Annotated in this window: 14 protein-coding genes and 3 pseudogenes; 11 read left to right on the forward strand and 6 right to left on the reverse strand. The window is 67.6% G+C overall.

The features are described from left to right. Nucleotides 1-136: 136 nt before the first annotated feature. Entirely contained in the window at nt 137-742 is a 606-nt protein-coding gene (locus NGB36_RS00150; RefSeq protein ID WP_255917927.1) for a CGNR zinc finger domain-containing protein, read from the reverse strand. A gap of 157 nt (nt 743-899) precedes the next feature. Between NGB36_RS00150 and NGB36_RS00155 the strand changes: the two genes are divergently transcribed. Next, the gene (locus tag NGB36_RS00155; protein WP_255917928.1) at nt 900-1832 is read left to right on the forward strand and encodes a ketopantoate reductase family protein; all 933 of its coding nucleotides are present in this window, start codon (nt 900-902) and stop codon (nt 1830-1832) included. A 103-nt stretch (nt 1833-1935) separates the two neighbouring features. Here the strand turns inward: NGB36_RS00155 and NGB36_RS00160 are convergent, their stop codons facing one another. Next, the gene (locus tag NGB36_RS00160) at nt 1936-2187 is read right to left on the reverse strand and encodes a DUF427 domain-containing protein (protein WP_255917929.1); all 252 of its coding nucleotides are present in this window, start codon (nt 2185-2187) and stop codon (nt 1936-1938) included. A 223-nt stretch (nt 2188-2410) separates the two neighbouring features. Here NGB36_RS00160 and NGB36_RS00165 point away from each other — a divergent pair, with 223 nt between their 5' ends. Both NGB36_RS00165 and NGB36_RS00170 read left to right on the forward strand, forming a co-directional pair. After that, on the forward strand, nt 2411-3091 hold the full coding sequence (locus NGB36_RS00165) for a nucleotide-binding protein (protein ID WP_255917930.1): 681 nt from the start codon (nt 2411-2413) through the stop codon (nt 3089-3091). Continuing rightward, a complete protein-coding gene (locus tag NGB36_RS00170) occupies nt 3088-3333 on the forward strand; it encodes a hypothetical protein (RefSeq protein WP_255917931.1) in 246 nt (81 codons plus the stop codon). The genes NGB36_RS00165 and NGB36_RS00170 overlap by 4 nt, the downstream gene beginning before the upstream one ends. 75 nt (nt 3334-3408) lie before the next feature. On the opposite strand, the gene NGB36_RS00175 is transcribed toward NGB36_RS00170, so the two are convergent. Further along, a complete protein-coding gene (locus NGB36_RS00175; protein ID WP_255917932.1) occupies nt 3409-3891 on the reverse strand; it encodes a hypothetical protein in 483 nt (160 codons plus the stop codon). Nucleotides 3892-4248: 357 nt separating this feature from the next. On the opposite strand from NGB36_RS00175, the gene panD reads away from it, so the two are divergent. The 4 genes from panD to NGB36_RS00195 all read left to right on the forward strand — a co-directional run bounded on the left by panD (nt 4249) and on the right by NGB36_RS00195 (nt 8044). Then, nucleotides 4249-4668, forward strand: a complete 420-nt coding sequence (gene panD / locus NGB36_RS00180; protein ID WP_255917933.1) for an aspartate 1-decarboxylase — start codon at nt 4249-4251, stop codon at nt 4666-4668. A gap of 129 nt (nt 4669-4797) precedes the next feature. Further along, nucleotides 4798-6165 carry a DUF6002 family protein gene (locus tag NGB36_RS00185; RefSeq protein WP_255917934.1) on the forward strand — a complete coding sequence of 456 codons (1368 nt, stop codon included), beginning with the start codon at nt 4798-4800 and terminating at the stop codon, nt 6163-6165. Nucleotides 6166-6206: 41 nt separating this feature from the next. Beyond that, nucleotides 6207-6959, forward strand: a complete 753-nt coding sequence (locus tag NGB36_RS00190) for a TauD/TfdA family dioxygenase (RefSeq protein ID WP_255917935.1) — start codon at nt 6207-6209, stop codon at nt 6957-6959. Next, nucleotides 6956-8044, forward strand: coding sequence for a hypothetical protein (locus tag NGB36_RS00195; RefSeq protein WP_255917936.1), 1089 nt, complete (start codon nt 6956-6958; stop codon nt 8042-8044). Before NGB36_RS00190 ends, NGB36_RS00195 begins: the two co-directional genes overlap by 4 nt. Nucleotides 8045-8380: 336 nt before the next feature. Here NGB36_RS00195 and NGB36_RS00205 read toward each other — a convergent pair whose 3' ends face one another. Further along, nucleotides 8381-9808 carry an alkaline phosphatase family protein gene (locus tag NGB36_RS00205; protein WP_255917937.1) on the reverse strand — a complete coding sequence of 476 codons (1428 nt, stop codon included), beginning with the start codon at nt 9806-9808 and terminating at the stop codon, nt 8381-8383. 301 nt (nt 9809-10109) lie between these two features. Between NGB36_RS00205 and NGB36_RS00210 the strand changes: the two are divergent. Together NGB36_RS00210 and NGB36_RS00215 are read left to right on the forward strand one after the other, a co-directional pair. Beyond that, nucleotides 10110-10211: pseudogene (locus NGB36_RS00210) on the forward strand (30S ribosomal protein S14); the annotation flags it as partial. Between the two features lie 116 nt (nt 10212-10327). Then, nucleotides 10328-10935, forward strand: a pseudogene (locus NGB36_RS00215) (helix-turn-helix domain-containing protein); the annotation flags it as partial. A 186-nt stretch (nt 10936-11121) separates the two neighbouring features. Here NGB36_RS00215 and NGB36_RS00220 read toward each other — a convergent pair. After that, nucleotides 11122-12327 (reverse strand): SPFH domain-containing protein, encoded by a 1206-nt coding sequence (locus NGB36_RS00220; RefSeq protein ID WP_255917938.1) that lies wholly within the window; start codon nt 12325-12327, stop codon nt 11122-11124. Between the two features lie 41 nt (nt 12328-12368). Then, a complete protein-coding gene (locus NGB36_RS00225) occupies nt 12369-12587 on the reverse strand; it encodes an NfeD C-terminal domain-containing protein (RefSeq protein ID WP_255917939.1) in 219 nt (72 codons plus the stop codon). A gap of 176 nt (nt 12588-12763) precedes the next feature. Here NGB36_RS00225 and NGB36_RS00230 point away from each other — a divergent pair. Together NGB36_RS00230 and NGB36_RS00235 are read left to right on the forward strand one after the other, a co-directional pair. Beyond that, a pseudogene (locus tag NGB36_RS00230) lies at nt 12764-12898 on the forward strand (IS982 family transposase); the annotation flags it as partial. Between the two features lie 252 nt (nt 12899-13150). Then, complete coding sequence (locus NGB36_RS00235) at nt 13151-13273, forward strand: hypothetical protein (RefSeq protein WP_255917940.1); 123 nt, start codon at nt 13151-13153, stop codon at nt 13271-13273. Nucleotides 13274-13891: the final 618 nt, after the last annotated feature.

A 13891-nucleotide genomic window follows, 5' to 3' on the forward strand; every position in this document is an offset into this window, starting at 1 on the left:
CTGCTACGCGCGCAGCAGGGGGGCGTTTCATCCAGAGATGCAGGGAACGCAGAACGGCAGTCGACGATCGAAGCGTACGTTGTGCACGCCGGGCCGCACGTACCTACTGCGTCTCGGCTCGCCACCGGAATCGTGACTACTGAAAGCGGCCGCGATGCCGGGCGGCCTTGGCGCTGTTGCCGCAGCGTTGCATGGAGCACCACTTGCGGGGCTTTCCCTGAGCGGTGTCCAGATAGATCATGCGGCAGATCTCGGAGTCGCACTCTCGGAGCCGCCCTCGCAGGTCCGGGGCGGTGATCAGGGTGATCGCGTCGCGCGCGATCACGGAGAGCAGCGCGGGAGCCGCGAGGCGGGGGCTGCCACCCGATTCGGGGAGTCCGTCCCTGCCGATGCGCAGCCTGGGTGCCGGCGGCTCGACCTGGGCCAGGCGGTTGACCAGGTCCACCGATTCCGGCTGCGGCGTGCGGCTGTGGAGGTAGGCGACGACGACGTCGTACGCGGCGGAGCGGAGGTCGTGGAGTGCGGTGACGAGCGCCGGCGTGGCGTCGTCGGGGTCGAGGGCGAGGTTGACCCCTTCGCACCAGGCTCCCAGGCGGTCGAGGCCGTCGAGTCGTTCGATCGGGGAGCTGGGCCGGCGGCCGACCGTGGCGATGAGGTTGAGCGACAGCGTGCCGCCGTCGAAGCGCAGCTCGCGAAGGCGGGCCGTGTTCCGGGTGCGGGGGGTTGATACGCCGGCGCTCATGGCATGATAGTAACCTGAAGAACGGTTACTAAGGAAAGTGTGCGAAACCCTCACCCTGGCCGACGTCGGGGACGATCGCGGTCAGCGGGACATCCCATTGCCCCGACCACCTCGCGTGAGCCTCCTCATCCGCCTCGTTCAACCGGAAGGACGTGTCATGCGTATCGCTGTCGTGGGAGCCGGCGGTGTCGGAGGGTATTTCGGGACCCGTCTCGCCGAGGCAGGCAACGAGGTGACGTTCGTCGCCCGTGGCCGGCATCTTCGGGCCGTTCGCGAGCACGGCCTGCTGGTGCGCAGCCCGCTGGGAGAGTTCCGGGCACCGGCCGCGTCGTTCGTCCCGCGCATCGGGGACGTGGATCCCGTCGATGTGGTGCTGGTGGCGGTGAAGCTGTGGGACACCGAGGAGGTGGCCGCCCAGTTGCGGCCGCTGGTGGACGCCGGTGCCAGGGTGATCTCGTTGCAGAACGGCGCTCACAAGGACAGCGTCTTGCGCCGCTATCTGCCGCCGGAGGCGGTGTGGGGCGGTGTCTGCTACATCTCCGCGGTCATCGAGGAGCCCGGGGTCGTCTCCCATCGAGGGCAGATGCAAAAGCTGGTCTTCGGCACATACGGCGACCAGGAGGACGCCGGGGCACGGAACTTCCTCGATGCGTGCGTGAAGTCCGGTCTCCAGGCGGAGATCAGCGCGGACATCGCTCGGGCCATCTGGGAGAAGTTCGTTTTCCTGGTGGGGCTTTCGGCGACAACTACGGTGGTGCGGCAGCCGATTGGCGTCATCCGGCGTGACACCAGGACACGGGCGTTGCTGCGCGACGTGATGGCTGAGGCAGTCGCCGTCGGCCGAACGGCCGGGGTGAACCTCGACTCCGGATTCGCCGACGACCGGCTGGCGTTCTGCGACACCCTGCCGGAGTCGATGACCTCGTCCATGCACCACGACCTGGACCAAGGCAACCGGCTGGAACTGCCGTGGCTCAGTGGCGGTGTCGTCGACCTCGGCCGGGAGCTGGGCGTCGACACTCCCCGCAACCGGACGGTTGCCGACATCCTGGCCCCCTACACGTTCGGCCGGCCGGCCGTGAACGGTTGACGTTCACTCCCTTGGGTTGGCGGTGGTGACCTCCCACTAAGGATGAAGGCCAGCGGGTGCTGACTTCGTCGGTATCCAGACCGCGGTGAAGCAATCCGTCCCCTCAGCTCGCTGGCGTACTCCGGAAGGCGGGCCAGTTCCCACGCCGCCCGCTCAGTGGTGCGGCCGCCGGTCTGCACGGCGAACCAGGACGTCTCCCCGAGGTCCTTGTGCCGGTGATCCGGTCGCTCGCCGTGAGTGCGCAGGCATTTACGGCGGCGCGCGGGAAGTACGCCACCGGGTACCGGCCGGGCTCGTGCAGCAGGATCACGTCCTCGCTGTCGGCGATCCACTCGCCGTTGAAGAGCACACGCATCCGCCGACGCAGTCGCTCGGCGAACAGCAGCCGCTCGGGTAGCGGATCAGACGTCAGGAGCCGTCCAGTCGGCGGGTCCGAGGCCGCCCGTAACCCAGGATGCACTTCGGTGGGCCACCGCTCGACCCGTGCGTTATTTATGAATGTTGGCCGTCCAGCGCCGAGCCGGCTCTGATGCCGACGGCGGTGACTGCTTGTGGGTGAACGATGAGACTACGCCCTCGTGCCGACGACAACTCGTCGATCGGGCCCATTATGGTTGGTGTTTGTGCCGTTGAGCTGTGCGTTTGTGAACCTCAAACCCGGAGTGGGAAAGACGACCAGTGCTGTCTGGCTGGCCCATGCGCTGCACGAGTCGGGACTTTCGCCGCTGCTGGTCGACGGCGACCCCGCGGCCTCCGCGCTGCGCTGGAGCGAACTGGCCGAAGGCTTTCCGTTTCCCGTGATCGCCCTTCCGGTGGGGGACGTCCACCGGCGCGTGAACGACTTCCTCGGCGAACGGCAGGCCGTCGTGCTCGACGCGCCGCAGCTGGAGGACCACGCCCGCATCACCCGCAGCATCATGAGGTACGCGAGCGAGTGGATCGTGCCGGTGACCCCCGCGCCCATCGAACTGGACCGGATGGCCCCCATCCGCGGAGAGATGGAAGACGTGCAGTCCTTGCGCGCCGAGCCGGCCCGCACTGCGGTCCTGCTGAATCGCACCAATCGCCCCGATGCCACGCGCACCGGCCCCGATGCCGACGCTCGTGAGGCGCTCACCGAGTGGGGCTTCGACGTGCTGGACACCCAGATCGCGCGGCTCGACTTGTATGCCCAGTCGTTCGGGAGCGCGGTCGAAGTCACAGGCTCGGCGTACATGGACCTCGCGGATGAACTCATCAAGCGTCAGGAAGAGGCATGAACCAGCGCAAGGACAGCTACCGTGCGGCACTGCGGCGCGGACAGGACATCGCCGCACCCAGGCCCGCCAAGGTCACCACACTGGACAGCAGATACGTCCGGGTGACCATCGAGGTGGACCCGGACCTACGGCGCGACCTGACGCGATGGGCGGGCACGCCGGTCTCCGCGCTGGTGCTCACCGGTACCGCCCTTCTACGCACCGTCGCCAGGGTGGCCGGATCCGCCGACGCGGAGGCCTGACCAGGCCCGCCGGCGGGGTGCGGGCACGGGGGCAGCACATCAGCCCCGACGACACGGGTTTTCTGCTGTCGGGACTCAATAAGTGGACAGGGGGGCGAGACGGTGTCCGTGCCAGGGCCCGGGGTGAGCAAGACAGCGGCAGATTGGCTGGTTGGTCGTTACCGGGTGATCGAGCAAATCGGGCGGGGCGGTATGGGCGAGCCGCAGCACCAGGGCCTGGATGGACCGGATGGTCCGCGAGTGTCCTGGTCGCTTCGGCCTGCGCTGCTGGGCGTTGCCCTTGCCGCCGGACAGGCGTGTCAGGCTCATCGATCGGGCGGCATGCTGCACACCCTGCCGTTCCTGATCCCCAGTACCGCGGACGCGCCGGCCGTGGCGCTCGCCACGATCGCCTTCGAACTGGTGGCCCTGGCCTGGATCCGATGGCTTCGGTACCGGCTTCCTCCGCTCCTTCGCCGTCATCGCGATCGGTGGGTCGGTCATCACGAACGTCAGCGCCGTGCTCGGCGCGGTCAGCTGACCAGGCAGGTCCCCGCAGCAGCGCTGCCAGCGGCCCATGGCTCCAACAGTGCATGGCCCCGGCGCGGTCGGTGAGCACGGCTACGTGCCGTCTCACAGGGTCGCATGACGACGGATGCGCACGGTCGTTACGGGATCCAGCTTCGAGGGCCCCGACAAGCCCTGCAAAGAACCAGCAAAGGTGTGATGCCCGGCCTCGCCGGGCGCCACGGAAACCTCATCGCTGAGGTGTCCGCAGGAATGGCCCCTGCCTACGCTTTACAAGGCAAAGGGGCCCTTAGACCTTCGGATTCCGTTGACGCCAGGGGGTTGTGGCGACGTTTTAGCCATGGCACGCTCCACTGCGTCGCGACACCGAGATCACCGCCTGACCAAACGCAACCGCGAAGGGCCACCGTGTATTTCGAGACGCTCAAAGCCAAGATCCACCGTGCCACCGTCACCCAGTCGCACCTCAACTACGTCGGCTCCATCACGATCGACCTCGATCTGATGGAAGCGGCAGGCATCCGTCGCCACGAGAAGGTCGACCTGGTCAACGTCACCAACGGCGCCCGTCTGTCGACCTACGTCATCGAAGGACCCAGGGGATCTGGCGTCATCGGGGTCAACGGCCCATCCGCCCGGCAAGCCCAGGTCGGCGACCTCGTCCTGATCGTGTCGTACGCCTCGGTCACGCCGGAGGAGGCCGATGGGTTCGAGCCGAGGGTCGTCTTCGTCGACAGCAAGAACAAGATCACTGGCTTCGGCGGGGACGCAGCCGAAGTGCCGCCCGGGAGTGGCCTCGTGCGTGGCGACCAGATAGCCGGTGTCTGAGCGGATGGGCCCCGGGGCGCGCCGGGCCCGTCCGTATCACCCTGCTCCTCAGGCAGCCTCCCCCGCCTCCTCGGCGACATCTCGACCCCGAACGGGAATAAATTGACCTCCACGCTTTGCGCATCCACGGTGCTGAAGAACGCTCTCACGCACTACCACGCAGAACTGCAGGACGCTATGGCGGCCTTGGAAGGCGACCGCGTCGAAGGCGACGAAGCCTTCTCGCCCGCCTTCCGCCTGCCCGACCCCAGTGCCGCCCTCGAGCGGTTCTTCTCGGTGTCCGACATCGGCGTCACCGAACTGCCCGCCTATCATGGTCACGCCCTCCGCCTTCTCGACTTGATGCGGAACCCGGGAACGCATACCACCAAGACGCTCGCCTCGCTCACCATCATCGCCCGGGCCGTGCGGCACATCACCGAGACCGGTGAACGCATCATGATCGTCACCCCGTCGTCCGCGAACAAGGCCACAGCCCTGCGTGACGCGGTTCATCGAGCCATTAGCGCTGGACTGGTGACGGAGAATCAGCTGCAGATCACCAGTGTGGTGCCCGCGGTGTCCACCGCCAAGCTCTGGTCGTCACCGTTGAGCGAGCACGCTGAGCTACGACGTCGCAATCCGCTGGTGGTGCACGAATCGGAAGAGCCGGCCTCGGTCAAGGAACTGGCGTCCGCGTTCGCGGCCGAAAACGCCGAACGTCTCCAAAGACGGTACGGCGTCCGTATCTGGTACACGCTCGGGCTCGACAACTACCGGGCCGCGGACATGATCCGCGCGTTCGCCGAGCGGGACCTGCTGCCCGGAGCGGACAGCGGCACTCCAACCCGTACCCATGTCCACTCCGTCTCCAGCGCCTTCGGCCTGCTCGGTCATGACCTGGGGCACCGCAAGGTCACGGAAAACGGCTGCCGAACGCTGCCGCAGGCCCGCTATTTCCTCGTCCAGCACCTCGGCACTCCGGACATGGTGCTCAGTCTCCGCCATGGCACACACGACCGCGGAAACCTGCCCGTGTACCGCCTGGACCAGGCCGAGGGCCTGTACCGACAGGACGAGGACCCGCACTTCCCTGCGACGACGTTTGATCCCGAGGAACAGCTCGATCCCACTTTCTACACCCGCCGTCCGGTCACCTCTGCGCAGATGGATAGCATCATCGCCGCGCAGGGCGGAGGCGGCGTTGTCGTCTCGCTGCACGAGTGCCTGAGCCGGTACGCCGAAGTGCGCGCCCTGCTGGCCGATGCCGATGTCACGTTGCCCGTCGACCCCCGACGGCTGCGCGAGTGGTCGCTCGTGATGGCGGTCACCGGAACCCTGAACGCCGCCGACCGCGGGCTGCTGCCGGACAGTGGCGACGTGCTGATCCACGGCTCCGGCAGCTACAGCGACCGGGATTACCATCCAGTGCCTGCCCATCACCGTTTCACGGCGGCGGACATGACGGCTCTTGCAGGCCACGTCGAGGACGCAGTCCGCGCCGCAACCTCCCGCTGAACCCGCCGCGTCCGCCGGTAACCATACGAACAGGAGCAGTCATGCCCAGGCAACCGGACAGTCTGCTGTCCCTCACCGACTTCAACGGCACGCCATTGGCGGAAGAGATGGTGTGGAAGACGTTCCACGGCCTGATGGAGCGCCATGGCTATGTCTTCATGAGTAACGTGCCCGACGCGTTCGATCCGGTGGCCTTCTGCAAGAGGCTCGGCGACTTCGTCCCTCAGTACACCGGTGTGCTGGTCGGCGACGTCACCCCGGAGCCGGGAATGGAGGAATTCTATCACGCGGGAAACACCAAGCCCCTGTATCCGCATTCAGAAGGCTACGACTTCGAAGGTCTGCCTCCCCGCTACCTCGCCCTGTGGTGCGAGACCCCCAACACCGGCGCAGGCGGCGAGACGACGATCGCCGACGCCCGCGCCTGGACTGAGTCGCTGGCCGAGGCCGACCGCGCGTATCTGCGCGAGCGCATCTGGGCGTGGGAGACCACGGACGCGATGCGTCATCTCGGCCTCGACCTGCACCCCGAGCACCCGGTCATCGAGGACCACCCGGACGGCACCATCGTCCGCTACTCCTTCAACAACCTGGTGCGCGGCGGGGATGATCGGATCGGGCCGCTGCTCGACAGCGCGAAGGAGTACTTCGAACGCGAGCACGTGGCGATCCAGTACGAGCGGCGAGACATGCTCGTCTTCGACAACTGGCGCATGCTGCACGCCCGCAACGCGTTCACCGACACCGGGCGCCACCTGCGCCGTATCCAGATCGCCCACCGGATCACGGCATGACCGCTGCAGCACCGGCGGGCGTCGCCGTGGTGGGCGGCGGATCGCTGGCCCGCAGCATCTGTTACTCGCTGGCACTCGCAGTCGATCCGCCGCCCGGCACCGTGACCGTTCTCGCCCGTTCCGCACGGGCGGCGAGGGAGATCGCGTGCATCGCCAACACGCGAGCCGCGACCTCCGCGTCCCCCACTCGGTTCACAGCCGAGGTCCTGGACGCCTCGGACCACGGGACGGCTGCCCGCTTGCTGCAACGCATCCGACCGCGCGTCGTACTCCACTGCGCGTCACTGCAGTCACCTTGGGAGAGCACACGCGCTCCATCCGCCTGGACCAAGCTCCTAGCAGCCGGCGGGTTCGGCATCGCTCTACCGCTGCACGCGGTACTCGCCCGGGACATCGCCCGAGCAGTCCAACTCAGCGGTGTCCCCGCGATGTTCGTCAACGCCTGTTATCCGGACGCAGTCAACCCTCTTCTGCACGCCGAGGAACTGCCCGCGTTCTGCGGTGTGGGGAACTCCGCAACGCTGGCGGCCTCGCTCCACGCCGTACTGCAACCGCAGGCGGACGAGCGGCTGCGTATCCTCGCCCACCACGCCCATCTGCACGCTCCCGTAGATCCCTCGGACGAGGTCCGGGTGTGGCTCGGTGACAGGTCGGTGGAGCGGGTGGGTGAACTGCTCGCAAGCCACCGTGCCTGCTCCCGCGAGGAGTTGAATGCGGTGACGGGACACACGGCTGCCGTGCTCGCTTCCCGCCTGGCTGCCGGTACCGAGGTACGCGCCAACCTTCCCGGGCCGCTGGGACTGCCGGGCGGCTACCCCGTCCGCATCCAGGATGCCCGGGTCACGCTTGACCTGCCGAACGGCCTCACTCCGGAAGAGGCCGTCGCGTGGCAGCTGCGCATGGCCGAGCACGACGGCGTCGTGGTCACGCCTTCCGGCGATGCGCGCTTCGGCCAACGGGCCCAAGAGGCCCTGTCCGAACATCTGGCGGACGTACCGGAGTGCCACAGAGCACCGGAGGTGAAGGTGCTGGCGTTGCAACTACTGAGCCTGCGCGAGAAGTTGCGCAGAAAGCCGTCCGTGTGACGTCCGCTGCCCGCCGGGGTGCGGCGGTCGGGCACGGGCGAGGACAACGGCTCAACCTTGAAGGTGGCAGGCGAGCCGGCCGCCACGCCTGTTGGAGACAGCGGCGAGCCGTCCCGAGGCCCGCGTGCTGCTCGCCCTGGCCCCGACCCCGGCGCGGGCGGCCCGCCTGTCCATGGCACAGCTCCGGTCGGGTCTCGAGCGAGCGGGCCCCAGCCGCGGTATCGAGGCCGAAGCCGAGCGGCTGCGCGAGGTCTTCCGGGCCGACTACGCCCACGAATCAAGGGCGCCCCCTGCCGCCGCGGCGGAAGGGGGCGCCCTCGTACGCGTGCCGGTGGATCAACGCCGCTTGCGGGCGCCGCCCTCCTGGTGGGGCGGGGTCTGCTGCGTGCCCGGGAGCGTTGGCTTCGGTAGGGTCGCGACTTCCTGCTTGGCCTGCGCCAACTGCTGCGCGGTGTCGTCAGGCAGCTGTGGCGGGCGCGGCGCCGCATGCGAGAAGCCGAAGGCGGAGGTCAGGTCGCCGAAGGTGCGGCGCCGCCACTGGCTGATGTTGGGCTCCTCGACACCGGTGAAGCGCTCGAGGAACTGCAGCACCGAGGTGTGGTCGAAGGATTCACCGGCCGCCCAACCGCCCACCGTCCACGGCGAGATGATGATGCACGGCACCCGGAAGCCGCCGCCGATCGGCAGGCCGTCGACGAACTCGTCGGCCGTACCGGGGTTGGGGGTGGGCGGCGGTACGTGATCGAAAAGGCCGTCGTTCTCGTCGTAGTTGAGGATGAACGCCGTCTTCGCCCACACCTTCGGGTTACTGGCAATCGCCTCGATCTTGGAGGCGACGAAGTCGGCACCGGCGGCCGGCAGATAGTCCGGGTGTTCGGACTGGGTGCTGGTGGGGAGGATCCACGAGACCGCGGGGAGGCGGTCATTGCGCGCGTCGTCCTCGAAGGTGCCCTCCGGCTGGAAGGTCATGCCGTTGTCGTACAGCGGGTCGCCGGGCTTGGCGTCCTGGAACTGCTGGAACTCCGACAGCATGTTGGTGCCGTAGTTGTCGGTCTGCTGGTAGACCTTCCAGCTGATCCCGGCCGCCTGCAGCCGCTCCGCGTACGTCGTCCAGCGGTAGGGCTCGGGCGCGACGTTGGAGAGTACGGGCCCGCCCCTGGTGCCGGAGGGGTCAATCGTGCCGGTCATCCAGTACAGGCGGTTGGGCCAGGTCGGGCCCATGATCGAGCAGAAGTAGTTGTCGCAGATGGTGAAGTTCTCCGCGAGCGCGAACTGGAACGGTATGTCGTCGCGGGTGTAGTAGCCCATGACGTACGGGCCGTTGGCACCGTCGGCAGCCCGGTGCGCGGGCAGCCACTGGTCCATCTTGCCGCCGTTCCACGCCTGGTGCTGTACGGCCCAGGCGTGGCTGGTGGACGGGATCGACTGGGCGCTCGTGGTGTGCGTATCCAGGTGGAACGGCAGCAGGTAGCCGTCGGGGTTGACGGAGTCGGGCTGGTAGAAGACCGAGCGGCCTGTGCTGAGGCGCAGGGCGTCGGGGTCGCCGAAGCCGCGTACGCCGCGCAGCGTGCCGAAGTAGTGGTCGAAGGAACGGTTCTCCTGCATAAGCAGGACGACGTGCTCGACGTCCGCGAGCGAGCCGTGCGTCGCGGGTCCCGCCGCGACCGCCTGCTGGATGCTCGGCGGGAGCAGCGTCAGCGCGGCGGCCCCGCCGACCGCGCCCGCCGCCGCGCCGAGAAGTCTGCGTCGGGTCATGTCCGGCATGGATGTCTCTCCCTTGAATCGCTGAGATCCAGGCCCCGGGGACGGGCCGCAGTCGACTCTGCTGGCGGGTTCGAGTCAGAGGGAGGATGGATTGCGTGAACAACGCATCAACTGAAAGGGAATTAGTATTGAGTTGACGGGGTGGGTCGGCCGGACTGTGCGGCGGATGTGTCGTCCGGCCCGGTCATGCCGTTCTGGCCGCGGCGCAGCTGTTCCTCGAGCGACTGAAGAAATTCGGGGTTGTCGTCGGGGGCGACTCAGCCCGCCGGTGGTTCGGTGAGGGGCCTCCGGCCGCGAACACCGGCTCCGGGGCCACCTGCGTGCCTTCGGCATGTCCCGCGTCCGGCTGCGCGAGGTGGCGCATGCGGGGGAAATGCCGCGGGTGCGGCAGAGCCGCTTGTAGCCGCACAGACGTGGCGGTGAGGTTGCGGGTGCCGAAGACCCCCTCCGCATCCCGTGACCCACGTGTTCTCATGAGTGGCCGACGTTCGCCGGATGGGCGTGTCAGGCTGATCGATCGTGCTGCTGCGACTGCCCTACCTCGCCATGTCGATCGTGTTCGCCGTCATACGGCTGCTTCCGATGAGCGATGTAGACAAGGACATCCAGATATTGACGCTGCGCCACCAGCTGGCCGTCCTGCACCGGCAAATCGACAGGCACAGGTCGTCCCGGCGGACCGCGCCTTCCTCGCCGCGTTCCTTCACCGGCTGCCCCGCATTCTCCCCGGACACGATCCTGCGGTGGCGCCGCGACCTCATGCGCCGCCGCCACGCCGATACCTTCCGCCGCAAGCGGGCCGGCAGGCCGCCGACCCGCCGCGCCACCCAAGCCCTCGTCCTGCGCCTGGCCCGCGAGAACGCAGGCTGGGGCTACCGGCGCATCCACGGCGAACTCGCCGGCCTCGGCATCAAGGTCGCACCCTCCACCGTGTGGGAGATCCTCCGGGCGCAGGGGATCGAGCCGGCGCCCGAACGCGATCACCAGACCTGGGCCGCCTTCCTGCGAAGCCCGCCCACACGATCCTGGCCTGCGACTTTTTCACCGCCACCACGCTCAGCGGGGCGAGACTCTATGTCTTCGCCGTCATCGAGCACGCCAACCGCCGCGCTCGCCTCATCGGTTCCGACTGCGGACAACGCCCGTTGCCTGACGCGCTTCAGGCAAGGGGGGCGTAACGCTGATTTTCGACTTCATGCCGGAGCAACCGGATATGCCGACGTTTCGCCTGCCGAAAAACCTATCCAGTGACGTCAGGCGGATTGACTGTCCACGTCGCCTTGAGTGATGGCCAGCCGACTCACTGGAGTTGTTCATGCTTCTCGGGGAGCCGAGGCGGCGGGGGCCGGTGCGGAGACCGCTCCGTCCATGCTTGGTGCGAGGGTGGAGTTCCGCAGCGTCTCCAGGACTGCCAACCCCTGCGCGACAACCCCTGATGCGACCTCGTTGACACCCTCGGTGCCGTTGAGGATGGTCAGGCGGGACCCGGCGATACCTCGGGCTGCCGCCTCGGTGAGCACCGGCAGGTTTTCCACGACGCGATTCGCTGCGATGAGCTCCTGGTTGCCGTCTCTTAGTGACGCCGCCCGGGCGGTGTTGGCGTCGGCTTGCGCCTGCGCGATGGCCCGCTCGGTGTAGGCCCGCCCGTCCGCCTCGAACTTCGTCCGGTCGCGTTGGGCCTCGGCCAGGGTACGCTGCCGGTAGGCTTCCGCGTCTGCGGGGCGGCGTACTTCGGCTTCCAGCCGCTGTGCCGCGAGAGCTGCCTGACGCTGTGCCAAGGCAGTTTGTTCCTCGATGACTTCCTGGGACGCCCTGGCTTCGGCCAGCGGGCCCGCTTGGGCGGCACGGGCGTTGGACTGCTCGGTCTCGGCCAGGAATCCTGCCCGCTTGATCGCCGTGTCGCGTTCGTACTCGGCCTTCAGAGCAGCGGCCTGCTGTTCACGCTCGGCCGCTTCTTGGTCGGCCTTGGCCTGCGCGATCCGGGCCTGGCTGGCGACGGCCGCGGCATGCGGGGCCGCCAGGTTGTTGATGTAACCGGTTGCGTCTGAGATCTCTTGGATCTGCAGGGCGTCGACGACGATGCCCAGCTTTTCCATCTCGGTGTGGCTGGCCTCCTTGACCTCCTGCGCGACCCTGTCGCGTTCCCGGATGATCTGCTCGACCGTCAGACCGCCGACGATGGAGCGCAGATGCCCGGCGAAGATACGGCCGGAGAGTTCTTCCATGCGTTCCTGTTCGGTCAGGAAGCGCCGGGCTGCGTTGGCGATGGACACTGAGTCGTCGCCCACCTTGAACGCTGCGACGGCGCGGACGTTGAGCCGGATGCCTTGTTGCGTGACGCAGTCCTCGACGATCTCCGCCTCCCGTAGCGCGAGAGACAGCATGCGAGCCTTCTGTTTGATGGGGAGCACGAAGCTGCCGTGTCCGGTAACGATGCGGAACTGCGTGTCGTGCGCCGGACGCTTGGAGCCGGAGATGAGCATGGCCTCGTTGGGCGCGGGAACGTGCCAGAACAACATAGAGGCCTCCTGTCGGATCGATTACGGCGAGTCGATTGCGGCTATGGGAAGGGCGCGACAATGACAGAGCGAGCCGAGGTACAGTCCACGACGATCACGAGGGCGTGTTTGCCGATCGGCTTCTCGGACCAGGCCGCGAACGCCTCGGTCCCGCCGCGCACCGCGACCAGAACTTCGCCAGGCCCGTCCGGCGGGATCGAAACGGTCACCCGCCCGATGGCTCCGATCGGACTTTGGTCTGCCTTGTCCAGTGGCTCCATACATTTATCATCCCGCCCTCTGCTCCGACGGGCCCCCAGCCTGCGCGAACGGAACTCGCCCGCCCGGCGCTCGGTCTGTGGCCGGCTCCGGATACGCCCACGGACGGCTGCCGGGCGGGCCCCGGTACGCGGGGTGTCCTGGACAGCTCCACCGTACTCCCGGCGCGCTGCGCGGGCCCTGCTCGAAGGAGACCACCAAACGCTCCTACCTGGCCGGCTGGGCCGAGTACGGCTACTGCGCCAGCCACAGGCGCTACTTCTGGGGCCTGCGATTGCACCTGGTCTGCACCGGCCGGCCGCATCCGTACGTGCCGCGGGACGAGGGGTTCCCGGCCGACAGCTGTGGTTATGGCAATGCGTGCCCTTTGGGTAACTCATTGCGATTCACCAGACTTCGCCACTTCTTGACGATCCGAGCAGCCACTATCACTTCCCGACTTGGGTTATTGCGTCCGTAGTGCGAGCCTTGTAGATAGAGATCGTTGGGGCAAAGTTTGAGGCCCCAACCGGGTGCCGGTTCCCCCTGGCACCCCGGCCGCGATCAGCAGGAAGGAGGGTCGGACATGGCTATATTCGGAGCCTTCGGCCGCCATTACGGCCGCCACTTCGGGCGTCACTGGGACGGTGGCGACGGTGGCGACTGGGGCGACGACTGGGGATACGGATGGGGCGACTGGTGCGACTGAAGCACCCTTGACGATCCCTCGCCATGATCCTTCACGTACAAGTTAAAAGGGACTGCAAAAGGGGTCGGCGGTCTGCCCGTCGGCCCCTTTTCCCTGCATCCTGCGATCACAACGGGCGATCGAACGCTCTGCGAACGCGATCGAAGGCGTCATCCCCGTCATCTACGACCAGAACTCGTTCACCGCATCCAGGTCCTCAACACCCGTGCAGGTCGGTCACCTTCTCACCTACGATCCGGAACGCGATGGCCACCGATCTGGTCCAGCTTTTTGCCGCCTCGCTGGCCGTGATGTGGTGCACGCACATCACATGTCCCCTGCCATCCACCGAGCGCATGGACGGAGCCGCTTACCGGCGGGGGCTTTCGCACGCGCAGCGGACGCGACGGGCCGGGAACCGGCAGCAGCGGGCACCAGCATTGCTGATCAGTCGCGAGCGATGGCATGGGCCCCACTGGTTCACCTCGTGCGCCGCGCTTCACTACCTGGCTGACACGCGAGCCGAAGTGCAGTCTGGTCGCATCCGCCGGTTTCCCCACGGCCCCCGCAGTCCGGAAGTCCACGCCTGGGCCGCCCACCAACCGCGGCGTGTCGCGGACGGGCTGCGTGGGGAGGGAG

The sequence above is a fragment of the Streptomyces humicola genome, assembly GCF_024436035.1.
Classification (GTDB): Bacteria; Actinomycetota; Actinomycetes; order Streptomycetales; family Streptomycetaceae; genus Streptantibioticus_B; species Streptantibioticus_B humicola.